This window comes from Xanthomonas cissicola (assembly GCF_008801575.1).
GTDB classification, from domain to species: domain Bacteria; phylum Pseudomonadota; class Gammaproteobacteria; order Xanthomonadales; family Xanthomonadaceae; genus Xanthomonas; species Xanthomonas cissicola.
On the sequence record NZ_VZPL01000082.1, the window covers coordinates 1 to 15,591 of the forward strand.

The window sequence follows — 15,591 nt, forward strand, 5'->3', positions numbered from 1 at the left end:
CGGCCTGGCCAAAAACACCGCACACGTGCTGACCTTGTTTGCGCTCTCCAATCTGTGGATGAAGCGAAAGCAGTTGCTGCCGGCTATGGGGAGCGTGCGCCTGTAAACCAGGAAATTCCCACGGAAAGCGCCAGAAATGGCGAAATTCCAAAGATTCAAACGCCACTCTTCGGAACGACGCGACATCCCGCACTCTCAGGCCTCGTTATTCAGACCTTCCTTAGGTAAAACGAGAACGGCGGGCCTCGGCTCGCCGTTCTTTTTTGTACCTGAGCCAAGGGCTGCGTCTGGTTGCCTGTGCGCAACGATCCTTCCCTCCACGCATCGTTTGTCATCGCGAATAGCGCCTGCTCGAGGCAGAAGATGGACGTGTGGCTTACGCCGCAGCCTCCCGTAACAACGGTGAGTCCCACCCCGGGCGCGGCGCGAAGCGTTCGCCATAACGGGCATGCAAGGCCTGCAGGCGCTCCAGTAGCGCGTCTGCGCCGACGCTGCGGACGTATTGGATCGGGCCGCCACGGAAAGGTGCGAAACCTGTGCCGAAGATGACGCCGGCGTCCAGCAGGTCTGCGTCGGCCACCACGCCGTCGTGCAGGCACGCTACCGCTTCGTTGAGCAGCGGCAGGATCAAGCGATCTTCCAAATCCGCCGGTGCAGCGTAACCGCTGGCAACCTCGGGTTTGACGGCGCGTCCGTTCTCCCACTTGTACAGGCCCTGGCCGTCCTTCTTGCCGCGCTTGCCGGCTTCCACGGTCGCCAGTGCCGCCGGGATCGGCAAACGCAGGAATGGCGCCAACTCGGCACCCACGCCGGCCGCCACATCCAGGCCCACGGTGTCGATCAATTCGATCGGCCCCATCGGCATGCCGAACTTCACTGCCGTCTTGTCCAGCACCGGGCCGGGAATGCCCTCGGCATACGCGGTGGCCGCTTCGAGCAGGTAGGGGAACAGCACCCGGTTGACCAGGAAACCCGGCGTGCCGGCCACCGGCACCGGGAACTTGTCCAAGGTCTTGCAGAACGCAGCCAGGCGCGCGACGTTGGCCGGATCCAGGCCATCGTGCTGCACGATTTCCACCAGCGGCATCATCGCCACCGGGTTGAAGTAGTGCAGGCCGGCAAATTGCGCCGGACGCTGGATGTGGCCACGCAAGTCGGTCAGCGGAATCGACGAGGTATTGGTCGTCAGCAATGCATCCGGCTTGAGTTGCGGCTCGATCGATTGATACAGATCGCGCTTGGCCTGCGGGTTTTCGATGATCGCCTCGATCACCAGGTCGGCCTGCGTCACGCCCGCGCCGGCCAGGTCGCCGCGCAGACGCGCCGCTACTGCCGGCCGCTTGGCATCGTCCTTGACGCGCTTGGCGAACAGCTCGCCACCGCGTGTCAGCGCCGTATCGATAAAACGCTGCTCGCGGTCCTGCAATGTGACGTCGAAGCCCTTGTAAGCCGCCCAGGCGGCGATATCGCCGCCCATGACGCCGGCGCCGATCACATGCACATGGCGAATCGGGGCTACGGTCACGCCGGCTGCTTCCTTCCCGCCCAGCGCTTTCAGACGCTCGGTCAGGAAGAAGATCCGGATCAGGTTGCGTGCGGTCGGCGTGCTGGCGAGCTTGACCACCGCCTTGCGCTCGGCCGCCAGGCGCGCCTGGATGCCGCTACCGCCCGCCCGCTCCCAGACGTTGATCAAGGCATAGGGCGCCGGGTAATGCTCCTTGCGCGCCTTGCGCCCCACCTGCTTGCGCATCTGCGGCGCCAGCAGTTTGCGCGCCAGCAAGGTGTTGGTGGCCCATGCGGTGGCGCGTTGCTTGAACGCACGGGTGGTGCCGGCGAGCGCCAGGCTGGCGGCCGCATCCACCAGCACGGCAGGCGCGGCGACCTTGTCGACCAGGCCCATCGCGCGCGCGGCCTTGGCCGACACCGTGCGGCCGGTGAGCATCAGATCCATCGCCGCCGGCGCACCGATCAGGCGCGGCAAGCGGGCGCTGCCGCCCCAGCCAGGGAAGATGCCGAGCTTGGTTTCCGGCAGTCCGATGCGCGTACTGCCATCGTCGGAAGCCACGCGGTAGCGGCAGGCCAGCGCGATTTCGGTGCCGCCGCCCATGCAGAAGCCGTGAATCGCCGCGACGGTGTGGCACGGTAGTTCGGCTAGCTTCTGGAAGACCTGCTGTCCACGATGGATCGCATCGTTGACCGTGCCCTTGCGGTCGAATTCCTGGAATTCCTTCAGATCGGCACCGGCGATGAAGCCGTTGGGCTTGCCCGAACGCAGCACTACACCCGTTGGCGGATCCAGCGCCAGCCGTTCGACCAAGGCGCCCAGCTCCAGCAGTACCTCCTGCGAAAATGCGTTAACCGGTGCGCCCTGCCGATCGAGGCTGAGCACGACCACGCCGTCCTCGCGCAGATCGGCCTGCCAATGGCTGAATCGGAGCCCGTCGAAACCTGGAAGCATGCGTCTAGCCGTCCGGCGTTAGAAGGAGAAGGTCGTTATCATCCAGAGGTTGTTTCCTTCACGTCAAATACCCATACCTGTCGACAGGGGAGATCGGCGCTTGCGCGTGGCGTCGCCAGCGGTGCATCGCAGCCGCTACCCTGATGCGTGACGGTCGTACGGATCGGTATGAACTTTTCTTTTCAATGGCGGTCTCATTGCCCGACTTCGGTGGGCTGACAGGAGTGCGGCCCGACATGGCCGAAGTCGATACACCTCAGGAGCTGGACCTGGAACTGGTCCGGCGTGTGCAGCGCGGCGAAAGTGCGGCGTTCGATGTGCTGGTGCGCAAGTACCAGCATCGGATCGTTGCCTTGATCGGGCGCTACATCGCCGACTGGAGCGAATGCCAGGACGTTGCCCAGGACACGTTCGTGCGCGCCTACCGCGCGATCAACAGTTTTCGGGGCGACGCCCAGTTCTATACCTGGCTGCACCGCATTGCCGTCAACACTGCCAAGAACCATCTGGTTGCGCACAACCGCCGCCCGCCCACCGACGACATCGAGATCAGCGATGCCGAACAATTCGATGGAGCCACCCGGTTGCGCGACACCGATACCCCGGAGCGCGAATTGATGCGACAGGAGCTTGAACAAACGGTGATGCGCGCGGTCCAAGCGCTACCGGAAGAACTTCGGTTGGCCATCACCCTGCGCGAGGTGGAGGGCCTGAGCTACGACGAAATCGCGCAAAAGATGGATTGCCCGATCGGAACGGTGCGCTCGCGCATCTTCCGGGCGCGCGAGGCCATCGACATCGAGCTGCGGCCTCTGCTGGAGACCGAAAGCGCTACCCGTGAGCGACACCGCGTATGAACCAGAACTCTGCCATGTCCACCACCGACAAATTCGAACTTCACTATCGCCAGCAGCTGTCTGCGCTGGTCGACGGCGAATTGAGTGCCGACGAGTCGCGATTTTTGCTGCGCCGTCTGGCCCACGACGAAGAATTGGCCGGCTGCCACGAGCGCTGGCAGTTGTGCGGCGATGTGCTGCGCGGTGCGGCCAGTGCGCCGGCGCCGCTGGATTTTGCGGCGCGGGTGCGCGGCGCCATTGCCGAGGAGCCGGCACCGCAAGCACAGCCGGCGGCCCGCCCAGGCGCACGTTGGCGCTGGGGCGGCGGTGCAGCGATTGCCGCTTCGGTCGCGGCGATCGCCATGTTCCTGGCGCGCGAGCGCCTGCCCGACACCGCCGCGCCCGGTGTTGAAACGACCCCCGTCTATGCCACCGCTGCCCAGCTTCCGCCTGCCTCGCAAGCGCCGCAGCTACCTGAGGCACCGAAGGCGTCGGCCGCACCGGCTCCGGGAACGCAGGATGAGGTGGCCGCGCTTGCTGCAGCCGTGCCTGCCGCTGCGCTGGCATCTACTCGGCGCGGCGCGGCAACGCGCAACCAGCAAGTCGCACGCAGTGCGGCTGCGCGTCAGCAGCAGGCGCCGAGCCGCCTGGTCGCTGCGGCAGCCCCGGCACCCACGGGCACCGCATCTGCGGTTGCGGCGACGCCGTCCAACCCGTTCACGCATCCGGATACCACGCTGCAGGCACGCCCGTGGCCGCGCGCGGCCTTGTCCGGGGCTGGCGAAAGCTCGCTCAATGCCAGTTTCCGCCAGAGCCAGCCCGGCACGGCGTTCTATCCGTTCGAACCCGCGCCACAGGCAGTTACCAGCCCGGCGCCGAACCGGCCGGCACCGGCGCAGCCCCCGCAGGACTGACCCTGTCGCCGGCCTTCATCCGTTCGGCTATCTCCCTCCCATTATCGTGCTGGGCCCGTGTTGCTACGCGGGTTCTGGTCCCTGTCGCCCTGCCATCGGAGGCAACCTGATGAACCATCGCATCCGCACCCAGATGTTCGGCCTGATCGCCATGACTCTGCCGCTGGCCGCCTGCGCGCAGCAGCCCGCACCCGCTGCCAAGGACCTCGCCCCGATTGCTGCCAATCGCAGTGCCACGCCAGCGCCGCAGCTGGTGGCGGGGCTGCCGGACTTCACCAATCTGGTCGAGCAGGTCGGCCCGGGTGTGGTCAATATCGAAACCACCATTACCCGCAAGGATGCCATGGCGCGTCAGCAGCGCAGTGGCCCGGGTGGTCGTGGCGGTGGTGCGATGCCGGATGACGATCAGATGCCGGAATTCTTCCGCCGCTTTTTCGGGCCGGACTTCCAGATGCCGGGCGGTCCGCGGCAGGGGCCCGGTGGCGGCGATGACGACGGCGGCATCGCCGGCAAGTCGATGGGCTCGGGCTTCATCATCTCGGCCGACGGCTACGTCCTGACCAATCATCACGTGGTCGATGGCGCCAGCGAGGTGACCGTCAAGCTCACCGACCGCCGCGAGTTCAAGGCCAAGGTGGTGGGTAGCGACGAGCAATACGACGTGGCGCTGCTGAAGATCGAGGCCAAGGGCCTGCCGACCGTGCGCCTGGGCGATTCCAACACGCTCAAGCCGGGGCAGTGGGTGGTGGCGATCGGCTCGCCGTTCGGCCTGGATCACTCGGTCACCGCCGGTATCGTCAGCGCCACCGGCCGCAGCAATCCGTACGCCGACCAGCGCTACGTGCCCTTCATCCAGACCGACGTGGCGATCAACCAGGGTAATTCCGGCGGCCCGCTGCTCAACACGCGTGGCGAAGTGGTCGGCATCAATTCGCAGATCTTCTCCGCGTCCGGCGGCTACATGGGCATCAGTTTCGCGATCCCGATCGACCTGGCCTTCAGCGCGGCCGAGCAGATCAAGGCCACCGGCCACGTGAGTCGCGGCATGCTGGGCGTGGCGGTCGGCCCGATCGACTCGCTCAAAGCGCAAGGCCTGGGCTTGCCGGATAGCCGTGGTGCCCTGGTCAACGATATCCCGGCCGGTAGCCCGGCGGCCAAGGCCGGCATCGAGGTGGGCGATGTGATCCGGGCGGTGAACGGCAAGTCGATCGATGTCGCCAGCGATCTGCCGCCAATGATCGGGCTGATGGCGCCTGGTACCAAGGTGACCCTGGACGTCTTGCGCGACGGCAAGCCGCGCACCGTGACGGTCACCCTGGCACCGTTGCAGGACGGCACCGGGAACGCCGCGCCGCGCACCGCCGCCGAGGAGGCCAAGCCCGGCGCGCCGGCCAGCGTGGAATTGCTCGGCCTGCAAGTCGCCGACCTGACCGCCGCCGAACGCAGCCGCCTGGGCCTGGAAGTGGGCGAGGGTGTGCGTATTGCCGCGGTCACGGGCGCGGCGGCACGCAGCACCCAGCCGCCGCTGTCGCCGGGGCTGATCATCGCCCGCGTGGGCCGGACCAAGGTCGGCAGCGTCGCCGAGCTCAACCGCGCCCTGTCCAGCTACAAGAAGGGCGACGTGGTCATGCTGCTGGTGACCGACGGCAAGGCGACCAGCTACGTGGCCTTGAAGGCCGGCGGCTAACGCAGGGAATGGAGAATCGGGAATCGGGAATGGCAAGAGCGGCTCCGCGATACGGGAGCACGCCTGGCTTTTCCGATTCCTCACTCCCGATTCCCAATTCCCGGCCCCAGAGGGGTCGGCCGTGCGATAATGCTGCGTTACCCTGACGACGGCTGCGCCGGCGCCCACCTCAATGTCCTCTGATTCAATGCGGAACATCCGCAATTTCTCCATCATTGCCCACGTCGACCACGGCAAATCCACCCTGGCCGACCGCATCATCCAGCTGTGCGGCGGCCTGCAGGCGCGCGAGATGGAGGCCCAGGTGCTCGACTCCAACCCGATCGAGCGCGAACGCGGCATCACCATCAAGGCGCAGTCGGTGTCCCTGCCATACACGGCAAAGGACGGGCAGACCTACCACCTGAATTTCATCGACACCCCCGGGCACGTCGACTTCTCCTATGAAGTCAGCCGCTCGCTGGCTGCGTGCGAAGGTGCGCTGCTGGTGGTGGATGCGGCGCAGGGCGTGGAAGCGCAGTCGGTGGCCAACTGCTACACCGCGGTGGAGCAGGGGTTGGAAGTGGTGCCGGTGCTCAACAAGATCGACCTACCCACGGCCGATGTCGACCGCGCCAAGGCCGAGATCGAAGCGGTGATCGGCATCGATGCCGAAGACGCGGTGGCGGTGAGCGCCAAGACCGGTCTGAACATCGATCTGGTGCTGGAAGCGATCGTGCATCGCATCCCGCCGCCCAAGCCGCGCGACACCGACAAGCTGCAGGCGCTGATCATCGATTCCTGGTTCGACAACTACCTGGGCGTGGTCTCGCTGGTGCGCGTGATGCAGGGCGAGATCAAGCCCGGCAGCAAGATCCTGGTGATGTCCACCGGTCGCACCCATCTGGTCGACAAGGTCGGCGTGTTCACCCCCAAGCGTAAGGAACTGCCGGCGCTCGGCGCCGGCGAGGTGGGCTGGGTCAACGCGTCCATCAAGGACGTGCACGGCGCACCGGTCGGCGACACCCTGACCCTGGCCGGCGATCCGGCGCCGCATGCATTGCCCGGCTTCCAGGAAATGCAGCCGCGCGTATTCGCCGGCCTGTTCCCGGTCGATGCCGAGGATTACCCGGATCTGCGCGAAGCGTTGGACAAGCTGCGCCTGAACGACGCCGCGCTGCGCTTCGAGCCGGAAAGCTCCGAAGCGATGGGCTTTGGTTTCCGCTGCGGCTTTTTGGGCATGCTGCACATGGAAATCGTGCAGGAGCGCCTGGAGCGCGAGTACAACCTGGACCTGATCAGCACCGCACCGACCGTGGTGTATGAAGTGCTCAAGACCGATGGCACGGTCATCAACATGGACAACCCGGCCAAGTTGCCGCAGTTGAACCTGGTGCAGGAAATCCGCGAGCCCATCATTCGCGCCAACGTCCTCACGCCCGAGGAGTACATCGGCAACATCATCAAGCTGTGCGAGGAAAAGCGCGGCACCCAGATCGGCATCAACTACCTGGGCAGCCAGGTGCAGATCAGCTACGAGCTGCCGATGGCCGAGGTGGTGCTGGATTTCTTCGACAAGCTCAAGTCGGTCAGCCGTGGCTATGCCTCGCTGGATTACCACTTCGTGCGTTTCGACGCCGGCCCGTTCGTGCGCGTGGACGTGCTGATCAACGGCGACAAGGTCGATGCGTTGTCGTTGATCGTGCACCGCAGCCACGCCGATCGTCGCGGCCGCGAGCTGTGCGAAAAGATGAAAGACCTGATCCCCCGGCAGATGTTCGACGTGGCGATCCAGGCCGCGATCGGCTCGCAGATCATCTCGCGCTCCACGGTCAAGGCGATGCGCAAGAACGTGCTGGCCAAGTGCTATGGTGGCGACGTTTCGCGCAAGAAGAAGCTGCTGGAAAAGCAGAAAGAAGGCAAGAAACGCATGAAGCAGGTCGGCCGCGTGGAGATTCCGCAGGAGGCCTTCCTGGCTGTCCTGCAGATGGATAAGTAGCAGGGAATGGTGAATCGGGAATCGGGAATCGTAAGAGCCTGCGTGCTCCTGCTGTTCCTATTCCCCATTCGCGATTCTCGATTCCCTTTCCGAAGGAACATCAATGAAATGGTTTGAGATCATCCTGGTTGTCCTGACGCTGGGCAGCGGCTTCATCTGGCTGCTGGACAAGCTGTTTCTGGCCAAGCGCCGTGCGGCGCGTGCGGGGTTGCTGGACAGCGAGCCGGCGATCGTCGATTACTCGCGCGCCTTTTTCCCGGTGCTGGCGGTGGTGCTGATCCTGCGCAGCTTCGTTGCCGAGCCGTACAAGATTCCGTCCAGTTCGATGATGCCCAACCTGCTGATCGGCGATTTCATCCTGGTCAACAAGTTCGCCTATGGTTTCCGCCTGCCCATCACCAATACCAAGTTCATTCCCACCGGCGAGCCCAAGCGCGGCGACGTGGTGGTGTTCAAGCCGCCGCACGCGCCGGACCAGAACTGGATCAAGCGCGTGGTGGGCCTGCCGGGCGACAAGATCGGCTTCCACGGCGATACGCTGTACATCAACGACAAGCCGATGCATTACACGGTCAAGGGCGAGTACATCGGCAAGGGCAAGGGCGCCGAGATGACCGGCACCACGCTGCTGGTCGAGGATCTGCCGGGCCGCACGCATACCGTGCTGGAATGGCTGGACCGCAACATGCCGGCCGGGCAGGGCGACTGGACCGTGCCGGCGGACAGCTATTTCGTGATGGGGGATAATCGCGACAACAGCGAGGACAGCCGGTTCTGGACCCAAACGCACTTTCTGCCGGAAGCCAATCTGCGCGGCAAGGCGTTCCTGATCTGGCTCAATTGCGAAGGATGGTTCTGCAAGGGGAGTTTCGATCCATCGCGGATCGGGACTGGAATCCAGTAAATGCACGCACGGCGTGCCAGGGGAAGCACAATGAAGCGCAAGCAAAGCGGTATGACGTTGACGTCGTTCGTGGTGGTGCTGGCGGTGGTGGGATTCGGTCTGTACATCGGGATGAAGCTGTTCCCGATGTATCAGGAGTATTACGCAGTGCGTACGTCGATGAAGGGCCTGGCGAATGAGGCAGGTACTTCGGACATGGATCCGTCCAAGTTGCAGGACATGTTCTTCAAGCGCCTGTACATCAATTATTCGGAAAACGTCAAAAAAGAAGACGTCAAGTTCGAGCGGATCGAAGGCGGCTGGCGCATGAAGGTCAATTACGAAGTCCGCCGCGAGCTGGTTGGCAATCTGGATGTGGTCGGCAAGTTCGATACGGCACAGGATCTGACGAAGCGCGGTGTCGAATAGAACCTTCCAACGCGGTGATCCGATCGGGCACGCATTCGCCGATCCGGCTCTGCTCGCCCAAGCGCTGCGGCATCGCAGCGCCGGGACGCCGCACAACGAGCGACTGGAATTTCTCGGCGACGGCATCGTCAACCTGCTGATCGCCGAGGCGCTGTATCACCGGTGGCCCAAGGCCGATGAAGGCGCATTGACCCGTGCACGTGCCGAGCTCGTACGCGAAGGTGCGCTGGCAGTCATCGGGCGTACGCTCAATCTGGGCGAACGTCTCACGCTTGGCCCAGGCGAGCTGAAGTCCGGTGGTCACCGGCGCGATTCGATCCTGGCCGATGCGGTCGAAGCGATCGTCGCTGCCATCTACCTGGACTGCGGTTTCGAGCGTTGCCGTGCGGTGGTGCTGCCGTGGTTCGAAGCCTCGCTGGCGGCATTGCCGGTGGGCAAGGCAGAGAAGGATCCCAAGACCCGGCTGCAGGAATGGCTGCAGGCGCGCCAGCTGCCGCTGCCCACTTACGCGCTGATCAGCGAGAGCGGCGACGAGCATGCCAAGCAGTTCCACGTCGCCTGCATTCTGGAGCAGCCCGTTGCCCGCGCCGAGGGGCAGGGCACCTCGCGTCGCCTCGCAGAGCAACAGGCGGCGACTCTTGTCATCGCACAACTGGATTCAAACACGTGAGCGAACTCACTTCCCCTCACCGCAGCGGTAGCGTTGCGGTGATCGGCCGGCCCAACGTCGGCAAGTCCACCCTGACCAACGCCCTGGTCGGCGCGAAGGTCAGCATCGTCTCCAACCGGCCGCAGACCACGCGCCATCGGTTGCTGGGCATCGCCACCTTCCCGGAAGGACAGCTGGTGCTGGTCGATACTCCGGGATTGCACCGCGAGCAGAAGCGCGCAATGAACCGGGTGATGAATCGCGCTGCGCGCGGCTCGCTCGAGGGGGTGGACGCGGCGGTCCTGGTGATCGAAGCCGGCCGCTGGGACGAGGAAGACACGCTGGCGTTTCGCGTGCTCAGCGACGCCGGCGTGCCGGTGGTGCTGGTGGTGAACAAGGTCGACCGGCTCAAGGACAAGACCGCGCTGTTCCCGTTCCTGGCCCAGGTCAGCGAGGGGCGCACCTTCGCCGCCGTGCATCCGGTGTCCGCGCTCAAGCGCAAGGGCCTGGACGCGTTGGTCGGCGACCTGCTCAAGCTGGTGCCCGAAGCCGAGGCGATGTTCGGCGAAGACGAGATCACCGACCGCAGTCAGCGCTTTTTGGCCGGCGAACTGGTGCGGGAGCAGCTGATGCGTCAGCTCGGCGAAGAGCTGCCGTATGCCACCACCGTTGAGATCGAGCGTTTCGCCGAAGATGGCGCGCTGCTGCGCATCGGTGCGGTGATCTGGGTCGAGCGCGAAGGCCAGAAGGCGATCGTGATCGGCAAGGGCGGCACCCGGTTGAAAGAAATTGGCGGCAAGGCGCGCCTGCAGATGGAGCGCCTGTTCGGTGCCAAGGTGTTCCTGGAAACCTGGGTGCGCGTGCGCGAAGGCTGGTCGGACGACGAGGCGGCGCTGAAGGCGTTCGGGTACGAATGAGGCCGGGAAGGCCGGGACCCGGGACCCGGGACCGGGGACCCGGAAAAAAAAGCTGGGTCAGGCTTTTGGTCGGCATGCTGCCGAGGAGAGGTTTTTTCGTTTTTTTCAGATTTGGGTGCTGCGCTGACGGCATTGGCTCGGCGCTCAATCGCCGCGCCGCGCGGCACTTCGACGGCCGATCCGGCGCTTTTCCAGGGTCCCCGGTCCCGGATCCCCAATCCCGGCTTCCCCTCCCATGCTGATCGAGCACGAGCGCGGGTTCGTGCTGCATGTACGGGCCTGGCGCGAGACCAGCCTGCTGGTGGAAGTGCTGACCGAGCAACACGGGCGGGTGGGGCTGCTGGCGCGCGGTGTGCAGGGGCCGCGCAAGCAGGCGCTGCGCGCGGCTTTGCAGCCCTTGCAGCTGATCCAGTTCAGTGCCGTGCAGCGCGGCGAGCTGGCCCAACTGCGCCAGGCCGAAGCCCTGGATACCGCGCCGCGGCTAGCCGGCGACACCATGCTGGCCGGTTTCTACATCAGCGAATTGTTGCTGCGCCTGGCGCCGCGTCACGATCCAGTGCCCGAACTCTATGCCTGTTATGCGCAGGCACGTCGCCACCTGGCCTCCGATCTGCCGTTGGCGTGGGGCCTGCGCCGGTTCGAGCGCGACGTGCTGGAGGGGCTGGGGTTCGCTTTCGATCTGCAGCACGACAGCGAGGGGCAACCGATCGACCCGGCAGCACGATATCGGCTGGATCCGCAGGACGGCGCCTTGCGCGTATTGAGCGAACGGCTAGCTCAGGATCGCCGCGAAACCGTCACCGGTGCGGCGCTGCTGGCGCTGGGCCAAGACGTCATGCCGGACGCGGACGACATGCCCGGCCTGCGGCGCAGCATGCGCGGCGTGCTGCTGCATCATCTGGGCGGGCGTGGCCTGAAATCCTGGGAAATGCTCGAGGATCTCGCGCGCCGTCGTTGATGGCGCGGAGCGCTGGACGCGCATGCGCGATTGCGCCGGCAAAAGTCCAGCTGCGGCCGGCGATACCACGACCCAGCAGCGAATTGAGCGAAGCGGGTGCTCGGAACCGACAGACAGCACCTTGCCGGTCGGTTCCGGAAGCCCTTCGGCATGCGCCCGACAACGACCGCCACTCTCGTTCTCCGATGTGGACCGGGCGAGCAGCAAATGCAGGCGCCCTGCGTCGAGCCCGGAGCTCGTCCAGGCAGTCAAGCGCCTGCAAGTGGAGACGGTGCTATCTGCAATACGCAGCTCGATCAGCAAAACGGCGATACATCGACCATGGCGGCGAGCCGGACGCGCACCGACGCCCGCGTCTTGCGCATCTCGTCAGGCAGGAAGCGCTGCGATGGGTTCGCTCAATGCAACAACGCAGCCACCGCCGCATGGAATTGGGTGCGTGCGGTGCGCGAGTGCGGGTCGCCGCGCAGCAGGCGCACTGCGCCGGCAAGCCGTGCCGCGCCGACGAAGCCGCAGCTGGCTTGCAACCGATGAAGATGGCTGCGTAAAGCCTGCTCGTCGCTGATCTGCAAGGCCGAATCCACCGCATCCCGTGTACTCGGCAGCTCGGCCAGGAACAGTTCGCGCAGGGCATTGAGATGATGCTGCTGGCCGTTGAGCGCACTCAGCGCAGCGGTCTCGTCCCAGTCGCTGGCGGCGATGTCCAGCACGCCCACCGGGGCCACGCTGTAGCGACCGCGTGCCAGGCCGCGCCGCACCGCCTGCAGCAGGCGCTCGGAGGTCAGCGGTTTGACCAGCATTTCCAGAAACCCGTCGGACTGCAAGCTGTTCTGCATCGACATGGTCGCGTCGGCGGTGTGCGCCAGTGCCGGCACGTCCGGGTGCAGCAGGCGCAATGCACGCAGCAGACCGCTACCGGTGCCATCGGGGAGGTTGACGTCGATCAGCCAGAGGTCATGGCGACGTTCGCGCGCGCGGTCGAGTGCGGAAGAAAGGGAATCGGCACAGTCGACCGTGGCCGGGAGACTTTCAAGGACAGCCTGTAAGAATCCGCGGCTGATCGGGTCGTCTTCCACCAGCAGTAGGCGTGGGTGGGGTTCCTGGCGTGTGGCCATGTTCATGCTGCCTCCTTGTCAGCGATGCCGCGTCTTGATTTGTCGCGCGCAGCGGGAGTTTGCCTGTGTTTGTGGGGCGCGACAATTGTTGCGCTGACCGGCGCGGCCTCCGTCGATCGCATCTGCGACAATACGCACCCTTTTTGCCCGCAGCTTGTCGCCACGTGGCCAGAACCAGAAACCGTCTCGACCGAACCCCCTTCCAGACCGCGGTCACCGACCTGAGCCATGACGGCCGCGGGGTCGCCCGCCGCGACGGCGAGGGCGGCAAGGTCACCTTCATCAGCGGCGCCTTGCCGGGCGAGTTGGTGCGCGCCGAACCCACCGCCCGTAGCCGGCATTTCGATGAGGCCAAGACCGTGGGGGTGCTGGAGGCATCGCCGCAGCGGGTCACCCCGCGCTGCCCGCACTTTGGCGTCTGCGCAGGCTGTGTGTTGCAGCATCTGGAGGAATCGCAGCAGATCGTGGCCAAACAGCGCGTGCTGATGGATAACCTAGAGCGTATCGGTCATGTCACTCCGCAAGCCGTGCTGCCTGCGCTGACCGGCGACAACTGGGGGTACCGGCGCAAAGGCAGGTTCTCGGTGCGTCGTGTCGAGAAGAAGGACAAGACCTTGGTCGGCTTTCGTGAGCTCGACCCGCGGTTCGTGGCCGATCTGTCCGTTTGCTACACGGTGATTCCGCAGATCGGCGAGAAGATCCCCTTGCTTGCCGCGCTGATCGAAGGCATGGATGGCAAGCGCGACATTCCGCAGATCGAATTCATCGCCGGCGACGATGCGGTGGCCTTGACCATTCGGCATATGCAGCCGCTCAGCGAACGCGACCGCCAGGCCTGGATCACATTTGCCCAGGAGCACGGCTTTGCGATTTTTCTGCAGCCCGGCGGGGTGGACAGCGTGCAGCCGCTGTGGCCGCAGGAAGTGCCGCTATCGTTCCGCTTGCCGCAGTGGGATGTGGAACTGGCGTTCCGGCCGCTGGACTTTATTCAGGTCAACGCGTCGCTCAATCAGAAGATGATCGCGCATGCAGTCGCGCTGTTGGAGGCCAAGCCCGACGACCGCGTGCTGGACCTGTTCTGCGGCCTGGGCAACTTCACCCTGCCGCTGGCGCGCGTAGTGCGCGAAGTGGTGGGTGTGGAAGGCGACGCCGGACTTGTGGCACGGGCGAAGGAGAACGCCCAGCGCAATGGCCTGGACAATGCGCAGTTCTACGCCGCCGACCTGACCCAGGATCAGCGCAGCGCACCCTGGATGCGCCAGGGCTTCGACAAGCTGCTGCTGGACCCGCCGCGCTCGGGCGCCCTGGAAGTGCTGCAGCAGTTGCCGTTGAAGACGTTCCAGCGCATCGTCTATGTGAGCTGCCATCCTGGCTCGCTGGCGCGCGACGCCGGTTATCTGGTCAACGAGCAGGGCTTCACGCTGGTCTCGGCGGGCGCGATGGACATGTTCCCGCACACCGCGCACGTGGAAAGCATTGCGGTGTTTGAGAGGCGGTGAATCGGGAGTAGGCAGTAGGGAATCGTAACGGCGAACGGCTTATGCTTTTGCCATTCCCGATTCCCGATTCCCGATTCCCGATTCCCATGCCCACAGAAATCGAACGCAAATTCCTGGTCACCGGCGATGGCTGGCGCGACGCCGCACATGCGGTGATTCCGATGGCGCAGGGCTATATCAACGACCAGGCGGCGCTGCGCAGCGGCACGCAGCATGCCTCGGTACGGGTGCGCATTCAGGGCGAAAGCGCATTTCTCAATCTGAAATCGCGCGAAGTGGGGCATACGCGGCAGGAGTTCGAATATCCGATTCCACTTGCCGATGCACGCGCATTGCTGGCGCTGTGCGTAGGCGGCCTGATCGACAAACGCCGGCATCTGGTCGCCTACCAGGGCCATGTGTGGGAAGTGGACGAATTCCTCGGCGACAACGCCGGTCTGATCGTGGCCGAGATCGAACTCGAACGCCCCGACGAAGCATTCGCCCCACCGGAATGGCTCGGGACCGAAGTCACCGACGACGTGCGCTATTACAACCTGGCGTTGGCCTCGCATCCGTTCAAGCAGTGGAACGGGGATTTGTGATTCGGAATTTGGCACTCGCAAAAGCGGGCACGCGGCTCGGCGCCTTGGAGGCCTGATGCGGGAGGTGCAGTGGGTGATTCGCAAGAATAGATGATGCGCGGCACCAGGGCGCTTTGCAGCGCGACATCATCGCTCCCCAATTTCAGCAGTGGCAAACGCTTTGCGATTGCAGAATCCCGTCTATGCTCTGCCAATCCCAAATCACCACGAACGAACCCCAGCTCATGCGCATCGACATCTGGTCCGACGTAGTGTGCCCCTGGTGCTGGATCGGCAAACGCCGTTTCCAGGCCGCCCTCGCGGCGCTTGGTGCGCAGGCGCCGGCCCTGGATATTCACTACCACGCGTTCCAGCTTGATCCGGATGCCGGCCTGGAGCCGACGCCATTGCGCGAGGCGCTGGCGCTGAAGTTCGGCGGTACGGCACGGGTCGAGCAGATCCTGGCGCAGACCCAGGCCACTGCGCAGGCGGAGGGCTTGCCGCTGGATTTTGGCCGTGGGCAGGTGCAGGTCAGCACGCTGCGTGCGCATCGTTTGATCTGGCTGGCTCGACGTCCACCCAATTTTGAGTAGCGCCTCAGTTTGGAGTCCAATTCCCTACCCCGAGGAGATTGGACGTGAAGAAACGTTTTACTGACGAGCAGGTCATCGGCTTTCTGCGCGAAGCCGAAAGCGGCGTGGCGAT

The 15,591-nt window shown here is 64.9% G+C and carries 13 protein-coding genes and 3 pseudogenes; 14 read left to right on the forward strand and 2 right to left on the reverse strand.

Going from position 1 to position 15,591, the window contains the following annotated elements; genetic code table 11:
• Window positions 1–106 (forward strand): annotated as a pseudogene (locus tag F7R02_RS21570) (IS5/IS1182 family transposase); the annotation flags it as partial.
• 270 nt (window positions 107–376) lie between these two features.
• On the opposite strand, the gene F7R02_RS21575 reads toward F7R02_RS21570, so the two are convergent.
• Window positions 377–2,458, reverse strand: coding sequence for a 3-hydroxyacyl-CoA dehydrogenase NAD-binding domain-containing protein (locus F7R02_RS21575; protein ID WP_078591379.1), 2,082 nt, complete (start codon window positions 2,456–2,458; stop codon window positions 377–379).
• Window positions 2,459–2,694: 236 nt separating this feature from the next.
• Between F7R02_RS21575 and rpoE the strand changes: the two genes are divergently transcribed.
• The 9 genes from rpoE to recO all read left to right on the forward strand — a co-directional run bounded on the left by rpoE (window position 2,695) and on the right by recO (window position 11,709).
• Window positions 2,695–3,315 carry an RNA polymerase sigma factor RpoE gene (gene rpoE / locus F7R02_RS21580; protein ID WP_003488227.1) on the forward strand — a complete coding sequence of 207 codons (621 nt, stop codon included), beginning with the start codon at window positions 2,695–2,697 and terminating at the stop codon, window positions 3,313–3,315.
• On the forward strand, window positions 3,312–4,208 hold the full coding sequence (locus F7R02_RS21585) for a sigma-E factor negative regulatory protein (RefSeq protein ID WP_078591378.1): 897 nt from the start codon (window positions 3,312–3,314) through the stop codon (window positions 4,206–4,208). The genes rpoE and F7R02_RS21585 overlap by 4 nt, the downstream gene beginning before the upstream one ends.
• 109 nt (window positions 4,209–4,317) lie before the next feature.
• Window positions 4,318–5,895, forward strand: a complete 1,578-nt coding sequence (locus F7R02_RS21590) for a DegQ family serine endoprotease (RefSeq protein WP_003488221.1) — start codon at window positions 4,318–4,320, stop codon at window positions 5,893–5,895.
• 187 nt (window positions 5,896–6,082) lie between these two features.
• Window positions 6,083–7,873 carry a translation elongation factor 4 gene (lepA, locus tag F7R02_RS21595; protein ID WP_167521083.1) on the forward strand — a complete coding sequence of 597 codons (1,791 nt, stop codon included), beginning with the start codon at window positions 6,083–6,085 and terminating at the stop codon, window positions 7,871–7,873.
• 103 nt (window positions 7,874–7,976) lie between these two features.
• Window positions 7,977–8,777, forward strand: coding sequence for a signal peptidase I (lepB, locus tag F7R02_RS21600; protein ID WP_003488217.1), 801 nt, complete (start codon window positions 7,977–7,979; stop codon window positions 8,775–8,777).
• The gene (locus tag F7R02_RS21605; protein WP_016850781.1) at window positions 8,778–9,185 is read left to right on the forward strand and encodes a DUF4845 domain-containing protein; all 408 of its coding nucleotides are present in this window, start codon (window positions 8,778–8,780) and stop codon (window positions 9,183–9,185) included. It abuts the gene before it with no gap.
• Window positions 9,175–9,855, forward strand: a complete 681-nt coding sequence (gene rnc / locus F7R02_RS21610) for a ribonuclease III (RefSeq protein ID WP_003488212.1) — start codon at window positions 9,175–9,177, stop codon at window positions 9,853–9,855. Before F7R02_RS21605 ends, rnc begins: the two co-directional genes overlap by 11 nt.
• Window positions 9,852–10,751, forward strand: a complete 900-nt coding sequence (era, locus tag F7R02_RS21615; protein WP_078517343.1) for a GTPase Era — start codon at window positions 9,852–9,854, stop codon at window positions 10,749–10,751. Before rnc ends, era begins: the two co-directional genes overlap by 4 nt.
• Before the next feature lie 235 nt (window positions 10,752–10,986).
• Window positions 10,987–11,709, forward strand: coding sequence for a DNA repair protein RecO (gene recO, locus F7R02_RS21620; RefSeq protein ID WP_005911580.1), 723 nt, complete (start codon window positions 10,987–10,989; stop codon window positions 11,707–11,709).
• A 398-nt stretch (window positions 11,710–12,107) separates the two neighbouring features.
• Here recO and F7R02_RS21625 read toward each other — a convergent pair whose 3' ends face one another.
• Complete coding sequence (locus F7R02_RS21625) at window positions 12,108–12,830, reverse strand: response regulator (RefSeq protein ID WP_003488206.1); 723 nt, start codon at window positions 12,828–12,830, stop codon at window positions 12,108–12,110.
• A gap of 158 nt (window positions 12,831–12,988) precedes the next feature.
• On the opposite strand from F7R02_RS21625, the gene rlmD reads away from it, so the two are divergent.
• The 4 genes and pseudogenes from rlmD to F7R02_RS27590 all read left to right on the forward strand — a co-directional run.
• A complete protein-coding gene (gene rlmD, locus F7R02_RS21630; RefSeq protein WP_005931150.1) occupies window positions 12,989–14,323 on the forward strand; it encodes a 23S rRNA (uracil(1939)-C(5))-methyltransferase RlmD in 1,335 nt (444 codons plus the stop codon).
• Window positions 14,324–14,409: 86 nt separating this feature from the next.
• Complete coding sequence (locus tag F7R02_RS21635) at window positions 14,410–14,907, forward strand: CYTH domain-containing protein (RefSeq protein ID WP_078591376.1); 498 nt, start codon at window positions 14,410–14,412, stop codon at window positions 14,905–14,907.
• Between the two features lie 224 nt (window positions 14,908–15,131).
• Window positions 15,132–15,476 (forward strand): annotated as a pseudogene (locus F7R02_RS21640) (DsbA family protein); the annotation flags it as partial.
• 47 nt (window positions 15,477–15,523) lie between these two features.
• A pseudogene (locus tag F7R02_RS27590) lies at window positions 15,524–15,591 on the forward strand (transposase); the annotation flags it as partial.